This is a genomic window from Vagococcus humatus (assembly GCF_003950325.1).
GTDB lineage: Bacteria > Bacillota > Bacilli > Lactobacillales > Vagococcaceae > Vagococcus_C > Vagococcus_C humatus.
Window position 1 is genome coordinate 959,039 of sequence record NZ_PXZH01000001.1, and the last position, 16,292, is coordinate 975,330.

At 33.8% G+C, this 16,292-nt stretch carries 14 protein-coding genes; 4 read left to right on the plus strand and 10 right to left on the minus strand.

The genetic code is table 11. The annotated features are described in order from the left end of the window. Positions 1-645, plus strand: a complete 645-nt coding sequence (locus C7P63_RS04640) for a DsbA family protein (protein WP_125942979.1) — start codon at positions 1-3, stop codon at positions 643-645. 62 nt (positions 646-707) lie between these two features. Here the strand turns inward: C7P63_RS04640 and pepF are convergent, their stop codons facing one another. The 4 genes from pepF to C7P63_RS04660 all read right to left on the minus strand — a co-directional run bounded on the left by pepF (position 708) and on the right by C7P63_RS04660 (position 6,306). Next, positions 708-2,525, minus strand: a complete 1,818-nt coding sequence (pepF, locus tag C7P63_RS04645) for an oligoendopeptidase F (protein ID WP_125942980.1) — start codon at positions 2,523-2,525, stop codon at positions 708-710. Positions 2,526-2,561: 36 nt separating this feature from the next. After that, positions 2,562-3,752: a competence protein CoiA gene (locus C7P63_RS04650; RefSeq protein ID WP_243640803.1), complete on the minus strand. Its 1,191-nt coding sequence runs from the start codon at positions 3,750-3,752 to the stop codon at positions 2,562-2,564. 121 nt (positions 3,753-3,873) lie between these two features. Continuing rightward, a complete protein-coding gene (locus tag C7P63_RS04655; RefSeq protein WP_125942982.1) occupies positions 3,874-5,145 on the minus strand; it encodes an NCS2 family permease in 1,272 nt (423 codons plus the stop codon). 150 nt (positions 5,146-5,295) lie between these two features. After that, complete coding sequence (locus C7P63_RS04660) at positions 5,296-6,306, minus strand: YeiH family protein (RefSeq protein ID WP_125942983.1); 1,011 nt, start codon at positions 6,304-6,306, stop codon at positions 5,296-5,298. Positions 6,307-6,433: 127 nt separating this feature from the next. On the opposite strand from C7P63_RS04660, the gene C7P63_RS04665 reads away from it, so the two are divergent. Then, positions 6,434-7,330 (plus strand): LysR family transcriptional regulator, encoded by an 897-nt coding sequence (locus C7P63_RS04665; protein ID WP_125942984.1) that lies wholly within the window; start codon positions 6,434-6,436, stop codon positions 7,328-7,330. Positions 7,331-7,344: 14 nt separating this feature from the next. On the opposite strand, the gene C7P63_RS04670 is transcribed toward C7P63_RS04665, so the two are convergent. The 3 genes from C7P63_RS04670 to groES all read right to left on the minus strand — a co-directional run bounded on the left by C7P63_RS04670 (position 7,345) and on the right by groES (position 10,047). Beyond that, positions 7,345-7,935, minus strand: coding sequence for a PepSY domain-containing protein (locus tag C7P63_RS04670; protein WP_125942985.1), 591 nt, complete (start codon positions 7,933-7,935; stop codon positions 7,345-7,347). A 118-nt stretch (positions 7,936-8,053) separates the two neighbouring features. Then, on the minus strand, positions 8,054-9,685 hold the full coding sequence (groL, locus tag C7P63_RS04675) for a chaperonin GroEL (protein WP_125942986.1): 1,632 nt from the start codon (positions 9,683-9,685) through the stop codon (positions 8,054-8,056). A gap of 62 nt (positions 9,686-9,747) precedes the next feature. Next, on the minus strand, positions 9,748-10,047 hold the full coding sequence (groES, locus tag C7P63_RS04680) for a co-chaperone GroES (RefSeq protein ID WP_279386789.1): 300 nt from the start codon (positions 10,045-10,047) through the stop codon (positions 9,748-9,750). A gap of 180 nt (positions 10,048-10,227) precedes the next feature. Between groES and C7P63_RS04685 the strand changes: the two genes are divergently transcribed. Next, entirely contained in the window at positions 10,228-10,872 is a 645-nt protein-coding gene (locus tag C7P63_RS04685; RefSeq protein WP_125942988.1) for a CPBP family intramembrane glutamic endopeptidase, read from the plus strand. A gap of 51 nt (positions 10,873-10,923) precedes the next feature. Here the strand turns inward: C7P63_RS04685 and C7P63_RS04690 are convergent, their stop codons facing one another. After that, positions 10,924-11,565 carry a redox-sensing transcriptional repressor Rex gene (locus C7P63_RS04690; RefSeq protein WP_125942989.1) on the minus strand — a complete coding sequence of 214 codons (642 nt, stop codon included), beginning with the start codon at positions 11,563-11,565 and terminating at the stop codon, positions 10,924-10,926. A 355-nt stretch (positions 11,566-11,920) separates the two neighbouring features. Between C7P63_RS04690 and C7P63_RS04695 the strand changes: the two genes are divergently transcribed. Then, on the plus strand, positions 11,921-13,867 hold the full coding sequence (locus C7P63_RS04695; RefSeq protein ID WP_125942990.1) for an ABC-F family ATP-binding cassette domain-containing protein: 1,947 nt from the start codon (positions 11,921-11,923) through the stop codon (positions 13,865-13,867). A 65-nt stretch (positions 13,868-13,932) separates the two neighbouring features. Here C7P63_RS04695 and C7P63_RS04700 read toward each other — a convergent pair whose 3' ends face one another. After that, positions 13,933-14,880, minus strand: a complete 948-nt coding sequence (locus tag C7P63_RS04700) for a DHH family phosphoesterase (RefSeq protein WP_125942991.1) — start codon at positions 14,878-14,880, stop codon at positions 13,933-13,935. Between the two features lie 10 nt (positions 14,881-14,890). Beyond that, complete coding sequence (locus C7P63_RS04705) at positions 14,891-16,204, minus strand: DRTGG domain-containing protein (RefSeq protein ID WP_125942992.1); 1,314 nt, start codon at positions 16,202-16,204, stop codon at positions 14,891-14,893. Positions 16,205-16,292 lie beyond the last annotated feature (88 nt).

Below are 16,292 nucleotides of genomic sequence, written 5' to 3' on the forward strand. Positions count from 1 at the left end.
ATGATTGAAATTTATTTGTTTATGCACCCTCTTTGTAAAAGATGTCTAGCTGCTGAAAAACGTATGCTTGATTTGTTTGCTCAAGAAAATCAAGATATTAAACTCCATATGGTTCCATTACTTAATTTAAGGAGTTTTCAACAATTTTTAGAGTTAAAAATCATGGACACAAAAGACATGAAAGCTCGCAATGAATTGTTCGATGTTTCTTATTCAATTGCACTTGATTATAAATCCTTACAATTGCAAGGCAAAAAGAAAGCACGAAAATTCTTAATTCTTTTACAAGAAGCCGTTACGCAAAACATCGGTAATTATTCACAAACTTTAGTTCAAGATTCTGTTTTAGCTGTTAAAGGAGATTTGGATATGTTTTATGCAGATCGTTACTCTAACACTGTCAGAGAAGCCTTTTTAGATGATCAAATTGTGGCAAAAGAAATGGGCGTCACTGCTAAACCTGCTGTCGTTGTTTTCAACTACGAATGTGACAGAGATTTTGGCGTTTTGATTGAAGAACATCCGTCTAATGATGTCTTAAAAGAATTGTTACGGACAGATTCAACTAGCTGTGCCCTTCATTTTGACACTAACCACGACCAACATCATTTTATTAATAAAGAAGAATTTCATTTATACAAATAAACCTCCGAAAATTTCGGAGGTTTATTTTTTATTAGTATTTTTATTAGAGATAGAGAATTAAATTAAGCTAAACCTAAATCTGTTACAATCTTTTCAAACTCATTTAAGCGTGCTTCAAAGACTTTCATCGCTTCTTCAATATAAACAGCTTGTGTCATATCTACTCCAGCTTTTTTCATCACTTCTATTGGATAATCACTGTTTCCTGCTTTTAAGTAATTTAAATAGTGATCTAAAGCTCCTGCCTCTTGTTTCACAATTTTATTAGATAAAGCAGAGGCTGCTGAAAAGCCAGTTGCATATTGATAAACATAATAATTGTAATAAAAATGAGGAATCCGAGACCACTCTAGAGCAATTTCTGGATCTTTTGCAACAGCTGGTCCATAATATTTAGCATTTAAATCCCCGTAATATTGATTTAAATATTCTGCAGTTAAAGGAACTCCCTTAGCATCTTCTGTATGAATAAAATGCTCAAATTCAGCAAATTGAGTCTGACGGAAAATAGTTCCTTTAAAACCATCTAAATAACGATTTAATACATAAGCTCGCACTTTAGGATCTTTTTCAGTAGCTAATAAGTGCTCTGTTAAAATATTCTCATTGGTAGTAGAAGCAATTTCTGCTAAGAAAATAGAATAATCCCCGTACACATAAGGTTGGTTGTGACGAGTAAAGTAACTATGGACACTGTGTCCCATCTCATGCACTAACGTATAAAGTTGATCCAAACTATCATGCCAATTAAGTAGAATGTAAGGAACTGTATCATAACACCCTGATGAGTAAGCCCCACTTCTTTTTCCTTGATTTTCTACTACATCAATCCATCGGTCGCTAAAAGCTTCTTCCACAATAGCCATGTACTCTTGTCCTAATGGTTGTAAAGCAATTTTAGCCTTTTCTTTGGCTTCTGAATAAGAGTAACGAATAGGTGCTTCACCTAAAATCGGAGTATACATGTCATACATATGCAAAGTATCTACACCTAATAATTTTTTCCGTAAAGCCACATAACGATGTAACAAAGGTAAATGCTTATCTACCACTTGTAACAAAGTATCATAAACCGCTTCTGGAATATGATTATTTGCTAATGAAGCTTCTCTAGCTGATTGATAATGACGGGTTTTAGCCAAGTAGTTATGCATTTTAACATGACTACCTAAAGTGGTAGCGAATGTATTTTGAAACTGATCATACACACTATAGAACTGTTTAAAAGTTTCTTCTCGAACTTGACGGTTTGTACTTTCTAGTAATTGTCCGTATAGTCCGTGAGATAATCTAACCTCTTCCCCTTCTTCATTTTTAACAATTGGAAAAGTTAAATCAGCGTTAGACATGATTCCATAAGTTTTACTAGATGCTCCAAATATTTCTCCAGCACCTGCTAATAAGGCTTCCTCTTGTTCACTTAACACGTGAGGACGCTCAGCCACAATTCCTTCTACCATGTGGCGATATACTTCTAGTTTAGGTTCTTCTTCAAAGTATCCCCATATTTGTTCATCACTTAATGATAACAGTTCTGGTTCAAACCATGACACAGCTTCACTAACTTTCGCCACTAAAGTACTAGCTTGACTGTTCATTCCTTGATAAGTTGTATTACTTGTATCTTGATCATTTTTTAAATGAGAATAAGTATAAATTTTTTCTAGTTTTCTTGATAATTCTAGAATAAACTCCATCCCTTGTAAAAAATGTTTAGCGCCTTTTTTTAACGTTCCTTGGTAATCCTTTGCTTGTAATAACTCTTGCGACACTTGTTTTAAGTCTGCTTGAAAGTCTTCGTCTGATGCATAGATTTTAGTTAAATCCCAAGTACTTTCTACTGCTAATTCAGATCGCTTTGGTAATGTTTTCGCTGACATATATGAGTAAACTCCCTTCAAATTTTCATCTACTTTTTATAATAGCATACTTGCTAAGGGATTTGGTCGCTGAAGGTCCGAACTTTGTATTTTATTAATGAGTTGTTCTTTTAAAAGATCATTTACTTGTTTATTTAACAAATATTGATATCTTTCTGCATTGAACAAAATTCTATTATTCATTTGTCGAATAACTTGAATGTCTATTAAAAAAGTCAGATACTCGCCAAATTCATCAATGAATTGCTTATTTGTTGCTAAAGAAAAAAGGGTTTGTTTTTGATATTCTAAAGATAAAAAATGAAGACTTTCTAACATATCTACTTGTTTTCTCTCTTGTAATGTTGTGAGAAACAACCATCTTAAATAATAAATTAAACCGATTTCTCCAGGTATTCTCACAATAGGTAAATAACAAATAATAGGTAAATTTAATAGATTGCCTTGCTTCAAATAACAGTATTCTTGAATTTTTAACACCTTAACCTGTTTTTTATTTAAACTTTGACTAAGATATCGGTAACAGCTGTTTAATTCGTCCCTCACTCGGTAATGATAACAACTAGTTACTTTTAACTGTTCTACTTGAGTCACAATCTCATAGACAGAATACTTCTTTAAATACCACCACTTCACTTGATAATGGCTCGTTAAAAAAGTTTCTTCAATATGATAAACCAAACCTAGTTGCTGCTTAGTAGTATCTAATATCCAGTAATAGCTACCTAATCCTTTGGAGAACAAAAAAAATCGCTTCTCACCATTCCGCCATTTTTTCCTGTTCGCTGGAAAATACCTACTCCCTAAAAGCCATATAGGTGTTACCTGTTCTTTCAACTGATAATCCAACGTTCGTTTTTGATAGGAGTTTTCGTCTAAAGGACTGCATTGAAACTCTAAAGCTAAAGAAGAAACAAACACATCGGCTCGTTGATTACTTTTAGGAAAATAACGTTCTAGTTCACATGTCTTTCCGTATCTTACTAAATTTTCAATGAGTAATTTTTTTCCTTCTAAATGTTCTGCGGTTTCTCCTTCACTACTAATACTGCAGTTTAAGCTTTTATGGGCAAAATGAGCACGTTTATAGGATCCACTTTTTAAAATTACTTGGTTATAGCACACTGGACAGTAAAATTTTAATCCTTTCAACTGTTGAATTTCTTCTTTTCTCTTATTCCATAAAGAAATATGTTGTTTTTTCTCATCAATTGCTACCAACATCATTGTCACCTGATTTCTTCCCTTAATCTCTACACTCTTTAATTCGTCAACTGGCGTTAATCCCACGAAAAAAAAAGCCTAAAATGGTCAAAACCACTTTAGACTTTTAACTGGTTATTTTGTTTTAAATCCACACTTTAGCGATTAAATAGCCACAAAATAGTAAAGAGATAAACCACATCGGCTTAGAAACTTCTTTTCCTTTACCAGTAAATAGTTTTACTAAAGGATAACTAACAAAGCCAAATGCTAATCCATCAGAAATACTCATAGAAAAAGCCATCATGACAATCATCAGAAATGCAGGGAACCATTCGCTGAAATCACGAAAGTCAATAGCTTGTAAATTAGACATCATCAGACACCCAGTAATAATAATGACAGGGGCTAAAGCTGAGCTTGGAATAAATGATAATAAAGGAATCATAAAGATAGAAGCAATAAAACAAAGTCCGACTACAACTGCTGTTAAACCACTTCGTCCACCTTCTTGAATTCCTGTAGAACTTTCTGCTGCAGGAATGGTTGGACTTGTTCCAAACAAACTAGATAAAATCATAATAATCCCATTAATGCGGTAAACTTTTCTAAATTCATCCTGTGTTAAATGAGGAAGTAACCCATTAAATAAGCCCATTGACTCAAAAATTAAAATCATTGCTAATGAGAAGGTCCCTAAAATAAATTCAGTCGATAAGGCATTAGAAAAATCTAACTGTCCGACAATACTTGGATAGTCTTTTAACATTTTTAAAGAAAAAGCACTAGCTTCTCTAGGAATAATTTTAAACACATTGGAAACAATCGTTGTGACAATAATAGCAATAAAAAAACTACCTTGAATTTTTTTCAAAAATAAAAATAACGTAAAAATAAGTGAGGCTAAAGTCAATAATAAAGCAGGAGAACTAAAAGAATTAAGGGTCATAAAGGTGTGTTCACCTTTTATAATAATTTCTCCCTTTTCAAGACCTACTAAAGATAAAAATATCCCAATTCCTACTGTAATACCGTGTTTCAAACTGTCTGGAACATGTTCAATCAACACTTCCGTTAAAGGAGTAAAAGCCACAATTAAATACAAACAACTAGCTGCAAAGCTTACAGCTAAAGCTTCTTGCCAACTTAACCCTAAAGAAATAACTAAGGTATAAGTAAAAAAGGAATTAACTCCCATTCCTGTAGTTAACACAATCGGAACCTTTCCAAAAAAGCCAATCACTAAACAACCTAAAATGGAAATAAAAATAGTTCCAAAAACACTTAATTCTGGTGGTAAACCTGCCTCTCCTAAAATAACCGAATTAACAATAATTACATAAGAAATGGCGAAAAATGATGTTAATCCTGCTAATATTTCTTTTTTTACATCTACCTGTTGCAATTGTTTATGCACGTAATCCTCTCCTTCTTCATTTTAATTCACAAAAAAAGTATAGAAGGGTAGCATAATCCCACCCACCTATACATTTAGCATGATTCTTATGAAGTTGTCATAAATATAGGTACATAATACCATTACTAAAATCTTTTTGCAACCGAATACTTATCCTAAGAATAATCGAATAAATAGAATAGCTGCAATCACTTGAATCGTACCGATTGTCCCTCCAAGTGCCAATGCTTTTGGTCCTTCTTTGATTAAATCTTTAAACTTAACTCGCATACCAATTCCTGCTAAAGCAATAATTTCAAACTGACTACTAATTTGTTTAGCAGCTATTGAAATAATGTTTGGAATAGGTAATAAGGTTATAGCTAATGAACAAACAAAAAATACTTTAATAAACCAAGGTATCCCTACTGAGGTTCCCTTTTTATTTTCAGCTGATCTTTTAAATAAAGGACCTGTTTCTTCTGTGTTCATCTTAGAAAAAACTAATGCAACCACCACTAAAAAAATAATTCGTACAATTTTAAAGATAGTAGCATATTGAGTCACTTCATCATTAACTAACTTAGCAGAAGCAATCACTTGTCCAATTGATTGCAGTACCCCACCTATCAAAGCACTTGTATGCAAAGTTTCATGATGGTACAACCAACCTGTTAACAGTGGCAGTAATACCATTAAAATCGTACCTGTTAAGTTTACTACAGTGATAGAGATGCCTTTATCTTTATCCTCTGCTCCAACAACAGGACTGACTGTGCCAATCGCAGAAGAACCACAAACTGCATTCCCTGCTCCCATAAGAAGGGAAAATTTTCGACTAAAGCCAAATAGACGCCCTAAATAATAAGCGCAAGTAATCGTTAATGTCATTTGACAAGCAATAAATAAAATGCCAGATACCCCTACACCGAACACTTCTTGAATATTTAAGGTCAAACCAGTTAGGGCTATAGAATACTCTAACAGTTTACTTTCAGAAAATTTTACCCCTTTGTTTAAACTTTCCCTATTTAACAATGTATTTCCTAATAAAATACCAAGTAAAATAGCAAAAAGAGCTCCACCTATTTGAGGAAAGATATGTCCGATTTGCTGGGCAACTAATGCAATCACTAAACAGGCTAAAAACCCTTTGATTCTTTCTACTACAAATTGTTTCATGTTATTCATCACCTAACTTTTATCTCTTTTTCAATTATAAGAATAACATCTTTTTACCATAAGCAAAAATTATATATTATAATAGAAGTATTACATAAACTTATAGATAAAAGGATGGAGTATTCTTATGTTAGACGATTTACATCAAACTTTCTTAATGGTCTGTCAAGAAAAAAGTTACACCCAAGCAGCTAAACGCTTATATATATCACAGCCTGCAGTCTCTCAACATATTCAAAAACTAGAAGAACATTATCAAACTCAACTGTTCACTTATCAACACCGCAAGCTAACCTTAACTTCTAAAGGAACAGAACTTTATACTGCGCTTATTAAGATCCAAGGTCAAATTACCCAAGTTCAACATCAAATGGCTTTAAAAGAAACTCAACCTAGTCAACTTCGACTTGCTTCTACTCTCTCTATTAGTGACTCTTTTCTCCCTAATATTTTAACTTGCCTATCTCAACACTATCCTTCAGCTAATTTAAGCTGTTATGTTGAAAACACTACCCAGATTTTAACTAAACTGATTCACGGAGAGATCGATTTTGCCTTTGTTGAGGGGAATTTTCCTAAAAGTGACTTTGCCTATCAAATATTAAGTTCTGAAAAATATATTCCTATCGCATCTAGTCACGCTTCATTTTCTTCGAAAAAAAGCTATGAGTTAGCTGATTTATACCCTTTTCCCTTAATTACTCGTGAACCAGGTTCTGGTACTCGTCATATTTTAGACAATGTTTTACATGAATCTAACAGCACAGTCTACGATTTTAAAAGAGTTTTTGAAATCAGTAATATCCAGACCATAAAATCACTAGTCAAAGCTAATCAAGGGATATCTTTTATTTATCAAACCGTCGTGTTAGATGAGCTAAAAAAAGGAGAACTTATCCAAATTCCCTTAAACCAAATTCAAGCTAATCATAATTTTTACTTTATCTATTTAAAAGATAGTATTTTTGAATCTCACTATTTACACTTATTTCAGATGATAAAAAACCACCTAAAGAAAGATTAGGTGGTTTTTATTTCTTAGTCTTCCTGTTCAACTTCTAAAACTTCTCCTGTTTGGGCATTAATTTTAACAGAAGTATCTTTCAATCCGTTTTTAACTGTTACCTCCCAGTAAGTTATTCCTAACTTTTGTTCCAATTCCCATTCATCAGCTTGTCCCTTACCTACTTCTTTTTCAGCTATTTCTGAAATTTCAGTCAAACTTTTTAACTCAGTCACATCTATTTTTTCTTGTTGTCTTTTTTGCCCATCACGTTCATCTGTATCTAAAGCTTCTTCTTTTTCAGTATCAACTTTTTTAGTTTCTCCATCAACTTTTACTGTGTACTCTTTAATATCATCAACGCCCTCAATTTTATACTGAATTTTTCCAAAAGAGTTGTCTAATTCCAATTTTATAATATCAGAATTTGGGTAAGTCTTTTGGTATAAATCAATTGCCTCAGATACAGTCACTTCACCTTTTCCATTATCCTGTGTTATATTTTGCTCAGTCACTACATCACTTGGTTTTTCGGCTTGATTTGATTTATTTTGACAAGCGGTTAATAGACAAGTTGCGCTAATGAGTAGGATACTTGTACATAATAATTGCTTAACCGACTTCATAATATCCCCCTTTTATCTTTTTAAACTTATTATACCATAACTCTCTTATATGTATATCTAGAGCTATTTATTTTTAAAAAAGAGCAAAAAAAAGAAAGGCTTAAAAAGCCCTTCTTTTTTACATCATGCCCCCACCCATCATTGATGGATCCATAGCTGGAGCTGCCCCTTCTTTTTCTGGTTGATCAGCAATAACTGCTTCAGTTGTTAAAATAAGTGAAGCAACACTTGCTGCATTTTGTAAAGCAGAACGAGTTACTTTAGTTGGATCAACAATTCCTGCTTCAATCATATCTACCCATTCATCAGTAGCTGCATTAAATCCAATGCCAGTTTCTTCATGTTTCATACGTTCTACAACAACAGAACCTTCTTTTCCAGCATTTTTTGCAATTTGACGAATTGGTTCTTCTAATGCACGAATTACAATGTTCACGCCTGTTAATTCGTCACCGACAACTTTTTCAGTTAACTCTGAAACTTTTGGTAAAACATTGATTAAAGCTGTTCCACCACCGGCTACAATACCTTCTTCTACTGCAGCACGAGTTGCGTTTAAAGCATCTTCAATTCGTAATTTTAATTCTTTCATTTCAGTTTCAGTCGCTGCGCCGACTTTTACAACTGCTACACCACCAGCTAATTTAGCTAGACGTTCTTGTAATTTTTCACGGTCAAAATCTGAAGTTGCTTCAGCAATTTGTGAACGGATTAAAGATACTCGCTCTTCGATTCCTTTAGAATCTCCGCCACCTTCAACAATTGTTGTATTATCTTTATCAACGACTACTTTGCTAGCAGTTCCTAAAGAGTCAATAGTGGCATCTTTAAGCTCTAAACCTAAATCTTCTGTAATAACTGTTCCACCAGTTAATACTGCAATATCTTCAAGCATTGCTTTACGTCGGTCACCAAATCCTGGTGCTTTAACTGCAACCACGTTAAATGTTCCACGAATTTTATTTAATACAAGAGTTGGTAATGCTTCACCATCTACGTCATCAGCAATAATTAATAGTGGTTTACCTTGTTGTAAAATTTGTTCTAATAGTGGTAAGATGTCTTGGATATTTGAGATTTTCTTATCGGTAATTAGGATATATGGATTTTCTAAAACAGCTTCCATTTTATCATTGTCTGTTACCATATATTGAGATAAATACCCACGATCAAATTGCATACCTTCTACTACATCTAATCCAGTATCAATTCCTTTAGATTCTTCAATAGTAATAACACCGTCTTTACCCACTTTTTCCATCGCATCAGAAACAAGTTGACCGATATGATCTGAACCTGAAGAAACTGCTGCAACTTGGGCAATAGCATCTTTTGATTCGATTTTTTTGGAAATTGCTTTTAATTCTTCCACAGCTGAGCGAGTAGCTTGTTCAATACCACGACGGATACCAATTGGGCTAGCACCTGCTGTAACATTTTTAATTCCTTCACGTACAATAGCTTGAGTTAAAACAGTAGCAGTTGTTGTACCATCACCTGCAATATCATTGGTTTTAGAAGCAACTTCTGATACTAATTTAGCTCCCATATTTTCAAAATGATCTTCTAATTCAATTTCTTTGGCAATTGTTACACCATCATTAGTAATTAACGGAGAACCATATGCTTTTTCTAATACAACATTACGTCCTTTAGGTCCTAAAGTTACTTTAACCACATCTGCTAAAGTATCCACTCCTTTAACCATAGCTGCACGTGCATCTACTGAAAATTTAATATCTTTTGCCATTTTTTGGTCACCTCATTAAATATTTTCTTTCTTGTAAATATCACTTAGTATGTTTCATTCATTTATTCTACAATTGCGATAATGTCTTTTTCATGGACGATTAAATAATCGTTACCGTCATGCTTAACATCAGAGCCTGCATATTTTTCAAATAAAACAGTATCTCCAACTTTGACTGACATCGGAATGTTTTGACCATTGTCTAAAACCCGACCATCTCCGGTTGCAACCACTTTACCTGTTTGTGGTTTTTCTTGAGAAGCTGAAGTCAACACTAAACCGCCTGCTGTTACTTCTTCCTCTTTTGCTACATCAATAATGACACGATCTCCTAATGGTTTTAACAACTTAAATCCCTCCATCTTTTTTCTTTCAATTGGATTAGCAATTAGCACTCATCTATGCTAAGTGCTAACCTACTCTTCTATCATACTCATTATTCTTTTTTTTTGCAACAATTATGAGCAGATATTTCAAAATTTTCGAGTTAATCTTTATTCTATGGTATAATTCCCTCAATAAGTTTTTTAAGAGGTGAAATTATGACATTAGCGCAAAACTTTAAATATACTTTAATAGCCTATTTGATTGCTTTTTTAAGTCCATCATTGGTTATTTTCTTTTCAAAAGATCCTAAAGTATTAATTCAAGCTAATACTATTATTTACATTTTAGGGGCAGTAGCATTAATTTTTATTAACACTCGCCTTACAGAGAAACCCTTGGTGGAAAGAAGAAAAAATTCTTCTTGGGTTCAAATCATCTCTTGGGGAGTTATCGGCATTTTTATTACTATTTTTTCTCAAGGAGTAGCTAATTTAATCGAACAAAGTCTATTAGGTACTGAAGCGGCTTCCGCTAATACTCAACATATTGTCACATTAGCTAAGCAATACCCTTTGTTTCTCTTAGCAGTATCTGTTGGAGGACCTATTATGGAAGAGTTAGTCTTTAGACGGGCCTTTATTGGTTGGTTAGATAAATATACCAATGTTTGGTTTGCAGCTGTTTTAAGTGCCTGTTTATTTGCAGTCGCCCACATGGATGGTCATTTTTTAGTCTATTTTACTATGGGAATTGTTTTGTTTGCTTTATATGAACACACAGGTAGTATTTGGACTTCTTCTATTGCTCATTGTGCCATGAACTTGCTAGTTGTCCTTACCCAAATGTTTTTTGTGCCTTAATCAAAAATAAGCCTTCTATTATCGTAATTGATTAATAGAAGGCTTATTTTTTTATTGTTTTTCAGTTGTATAATGATTTAAGAAATAAATCAATGTTTGTAGTTCATTAGTCAAATCAACACTTTGAACTTGCACAGCTTGAGGGGTAGTTAACCGAACTGGAGTAAAGTTCATAATACCTTTAATCCCTGCTTCAATCAGTTGATTAGTTGTATCTTGAGCTACTGCAGCTGGCACAGTTAAAATAGCAATTTCAATTTGTTGTTGTTCGATTTGTTCCGCCATATCCTCAATAGGATAAACAGGAATGCCATCAACAATTCTTCCGACTAAGTCTTCTTTTACATCAAAAGCAGCACTAATCCGAATGTTATTATTTTGATGAAAACCATATTTAAGTAAAGCATTACCTAGATTTCCTACTCCTATCAATGCTACACTAGTCAATCGGTCCTCACTAAGTGTCTTACCAAAAAAATCAAGTAAACTTTCTACATCGTATCCATAGCCACGTTTTCCTAATTCACCAAAATATGAAAAATCTCGACGAATCGTTGCACTATCCACCTTTACAGCTTCACTTAACTCGGTTGAAGAGACTTTTTTCTTACCAGAATCAAGTAGGACTTTTAAGTAGCGATAATATAGCGGAAGTCTTTTAGCTGTCGCTTTAGGAATCACTTGGTTTTTCATTTGTTTCCTCCTTCTATATTTCCATCTAATAAATTGTAGTAGCAAATAAATTCACAATAGTATAATACCAGTTACCGCTTATAAAAAGCAATTTTCTTGGCTTGATTGTGAACTATTTGCTAATAAAGGGGGAAAAACTTAAATCTTAATCTCATTATCTATTTTTTTCTTTCTTTTCTATGCCTTTACCTTGATAGCATTCTTACCAGTTAATTGTTTGTTTATCTTCTGTAAACATAGATTTTACTGATAACATGTGTTAAATTGTTTTAGAGATGTTGCAATTTGTCTGAAAAAAATAATAACTAATAATGACTGATGGATAAAACTATCAGACGATAAGTGAGGATTTAAAATGATATTGTTACAAGCTAATCAAATTGCTCGCTTTTTTGGAGCAGAAGTTTTATTTGAACAACTATATATGGAAATTCAAGATAATAGCCGAATTGCTTTAGTCGGCCGTAATGGGGCTGGAAAGTCTACTTTATTAAAAATAATTGCTGAAATTGAAACACCTGATGCTGGCCATATTTCTAAAACGAAAGATTTAACGATAGGTTATTTAGATCAACATACTGGACTAGATTCTGAAGAAACCGTTTGGAATGAACTCCTAAAATCTTTTGAAGAGACTTTAATTATGGAAAAAAGATTACATAGCTTAGAGTTACTCATTGCTGATCCTGATACCTTAGCTGATCCTAAGCGTTATGAACAAGTTTTAAAAGAATACGATCAGTTGCAACATGATTTTCAACAAATTAACGGCTATGGATATGAGGCAGAAATTAAATCTATTCTAAATGGCTTTCACTTTGATGAAACTTATTATACTCGGCCAATCAATAGCTTGTCTGGCGGTCAAAAAACTCGCCTTGCTTTAGCTAAGCTATTACTAGAACGCCCCAATTTACTTATTTTAGATGAACCTACTAACCACTTAGACATTGAAACCCTTACTTGGTTAGAAACCTATTTACAAAATTACCGAGGAGCTCTATTGATGGTCTCTCATGACCGTTACTTCTTAGATAAAATCGTCACAGAAGTCTATGAACTAAGCCGACATAAATTACATCACTATAAAGGAAATTATAGCTTCTATTTGGAAGAAAAAGCAGAGCGCTTAACAAGAGCCTGGAAAGAATATGATAAACAACAAGACCAAATCCAGAAATTAGAAGATTTTGTGGCCAAAAACATTGTCCGAGCAAGCACAACTAAACGGGCACAAAGCCGCAGAAAACAGCTAGAAAAAATGGATAGAATTGAAAAACCTTTAGGGGATGAAAAATCGGCTAAATTTCAATTTAAAACGAGCAAACAATCTGGCAATGTCGTCCTACAAGTAGAAGGATCAAGTATCGGCTACACCTCTGATGTTGTATTGTCCAAGCCTGTCGATTTAGATATTCGCAAACAAGAAGCTATTGCCTTAGTAGGACCTAATGGGGTTGGGAAGTCCACCTTATTAAAATCAATCATGGGAGATATTCCTTTTTTAGAAGGACAAGCTAAACTGGGAACAAATGTATCTATTGGCTATTACGACCAAGAGCAAGCTGACCTCCACTCTACTAAAACTGTTTTAAGCGAGTTGTGGGATGAACACCCTACCACCCCTGAAAAAGACATTCGCTCTATTTTAGGAAGTTTCCTTTTTACAGGAGATGACGTTCAAAAAACTGTGCCACTTCTTAGCGGTGGAGAAAAAGCGCGACTAGCTCTAGCTAAATTATCCATGAATCAAGATAATTTTTTAATTTTGGATGAGCCAACCAACCACCTAGATATTGATAGTAAGGAAGTTTTAGAAAATGCCTTAATCGAATTTGACGGTACTATTCTGTTTGTTTCCCATGACCGTTACTTTATCAACAGAATTGCTACAAAAGTGGTGGAATTAACACCAGAAGGTAGCACTATGTACTTAGGCGATTATGATTATTTCGTTGAAAAGAAAAAAGAAACAGCTCTACTGGAAGAGCTAACTAAACAAGAAACAACCAAACAAGATGTTCCAACCGTTTCAAACAAATCAGATTTTCAACAATCCAAAGATTTCCAAAGACAACTTAGACAATTGAGTCGCCGGATTGAAGCAATCGAAAATAGGCTACAAGAAATCGAACAAGAAATCGAGCAACTGCAGCTTAACATGACAGAGCCTACTGTGTTAAATGACCATGTTGCTTTAATTGAATTAGATCAAAAAGTTTCGCAATTAGAAACCGAGCAACTAACTTTAATGGAAGAATGGGAAGAAAAAAGTTTAGAGTTAGAAGAAATGAATACTTAAACATAAAAAACTGACTGATTAACCCTTCATGTATCATGTTAAGGTCAATCGGTCAGTTTTTTAAATTAATGCCAATTTTTGACTAATTCTTGAATTTCTCCGTAAATAGCTAAAGCTTCTTCTTTATCTTCAGCATTAGCTCCACTTGCTAAAGGATGTCCTCCGCCGTGATGGGCTTTTGCAATCTGATTAATGGCAGGTCCTTTAGATCTTAAACGCACTCTAAAGAAGCCTTCTAGTTGTTCCACAAAAATTCCCCAGGCAATAATGTCTTCTACCTTACCAGGTAAAGAAATTAAAGCAGCTGTCTCAGCATCTGTCACTCCGTATTGAGTTAAAATACTTTGTGGTAAAAAGACCATACAAGCACCATTTTCATCAGCTTTCATCTCTTGTAATACGTAACCAGCTAACTTGGCTACTTTAAAACTAATTTCATCTATTTGTCTATTTAGTTTACTAGCATCAAATTGATACGCTACTAATTCACTGGCAACTTGTAAAGTATGACTAGTTGTTGATGGGTATAAAAAGCGACCAGTATCTCCAACAATTCCCGCATACAATAATCTAGCTGCTTCATCTGTCATCACTAAGTCATTTTCATTTGCTTTATAGAAGTCATAAATCACTTCACTCGAACTACTAGCGTCAGTATTCACCCAAGAAAGATCCCCATAAGGCTCATCATCTGGATGGTGATCCATCTTAATTAGAAAAGCACCTTGATCATAACGATTATCACTAATTCTAGGAGCATTAGCTGTATCTGTTACAATAACCAAAGCATCTTGATATACTTCATCCTCAACTGTCTTCATTTCAGTTAAGTAACTTAAATCCCCAACTGGACCTCCTACTTGATAAATCTTTTTATCAGGAAAAGAGGCAGTTAAAATTTCAGCTAGTCCGCCTTGAGAACCTAGGGCATCTGGATCAGGACGTTGATGACGGTGAATAATAATAGTAGAATGTTCTTGAATTTTTTTTAAAATTTCTTTTTCAATCCTCATATGACTCTCCTTACATTTTTTCCATTAATTGACATAATACAATGGCTTTACCTACAATGGTATTCTCTAAATAGACTTCAATATCTAATTTAGCAGACCGACGACCAATTTCTAAAATTCGTGGTCTAATTTCCAACTCGCTATCAATTTGAATTAAACGAAATGAATGTAAATTGACTTGTTCAATCATGACACTCCGTCTTTGGTTAATATACATCGTTTTTTCTGTCACATCACTAATGACTTCGCTTAACACCCCTAAAGAAACAGTTCCCATACTACTAACCATTTGAGGCGTTACTGTAAAGTAAAATTTCAAATCAGAACCTTGTTGTTCCAAGTGAATCTCTTCTGATATTTGATCTGAAAAAGTGTTGGCTACTTGTGGTTGACGTTGAGCAATTTGCATAGCTTTCATCACATCTTGACGAGAAATAATCCCAATTAACGATAAATCATCTGTTACTACCGGCATCATTTCCAATCCATCCCAAACCATAATATGTCCTGCACTTGCCACACTCATATGCTCTTTTGCCATAATTGGATCTTTTGTCATAACTTTATCCAAAGTTTGAGTCAATTCTTTCCCAATAATATCTTTTGCTGTCACAATTCCTAATACTCGCATATTTTTATTTACAATAGGAAAACGAGAATGAGTCGTAGTGTCTGATAGTGTTTGGTAATCTTGAATAGTTTCTGTATTAAGTAAGTAACATGTACTTTCTAACGGAGTAATAATATCTTCTACAATCATAATATCTTTTTTGATTAACTGATCACTCATGGCACGATTAATCATCGTTGCCACAGTGAAGGTATCATAAGTAGTCCGAATGACTGGCATTCCTACTTGATTAGCCAATTCTTTGATAGTTTCAGATGTATCAAATCCACCAGTGATTAAAACAGCACTTTCTTTTTCAAGCGCTAATCGCTGAGCTTCTTCACGGTTTCCTACAATGGTTAAACAATCTTTTGAAATATAGCGATCCATTGCATCTACTCGCATTGCCCCAATAATAAACTTGCTTAAAGGTTTATCTAAACCAGATACACCTCCAAGTACTTCTCCCTCAATAATTTTTACAATTTCACCAAAGGTTAGTTTTTGAATATGATTTTTTAATTTTCTCTCAATTCGAATAGTTCCCACTCGTTGAATCGTAGAAACTAATCCTTCATTTTCAGCATCTTTAATTGCTCGGTAAGCTGTCCCTTCACTTACCTCTAATGTTTTCGCAATTCCACGTACAGAGATTTTCTCTCCAACAGGTAAGGTTTCAATGTACGATAGAATTTTATCATGTTTGGTTGCCATACCTAAACTCTCCTCTAATTAACAATATAACAGGTACAATTTTCGTTTCAATCTGTTCACACTTATTATAACTGTTTTTATACAAAAG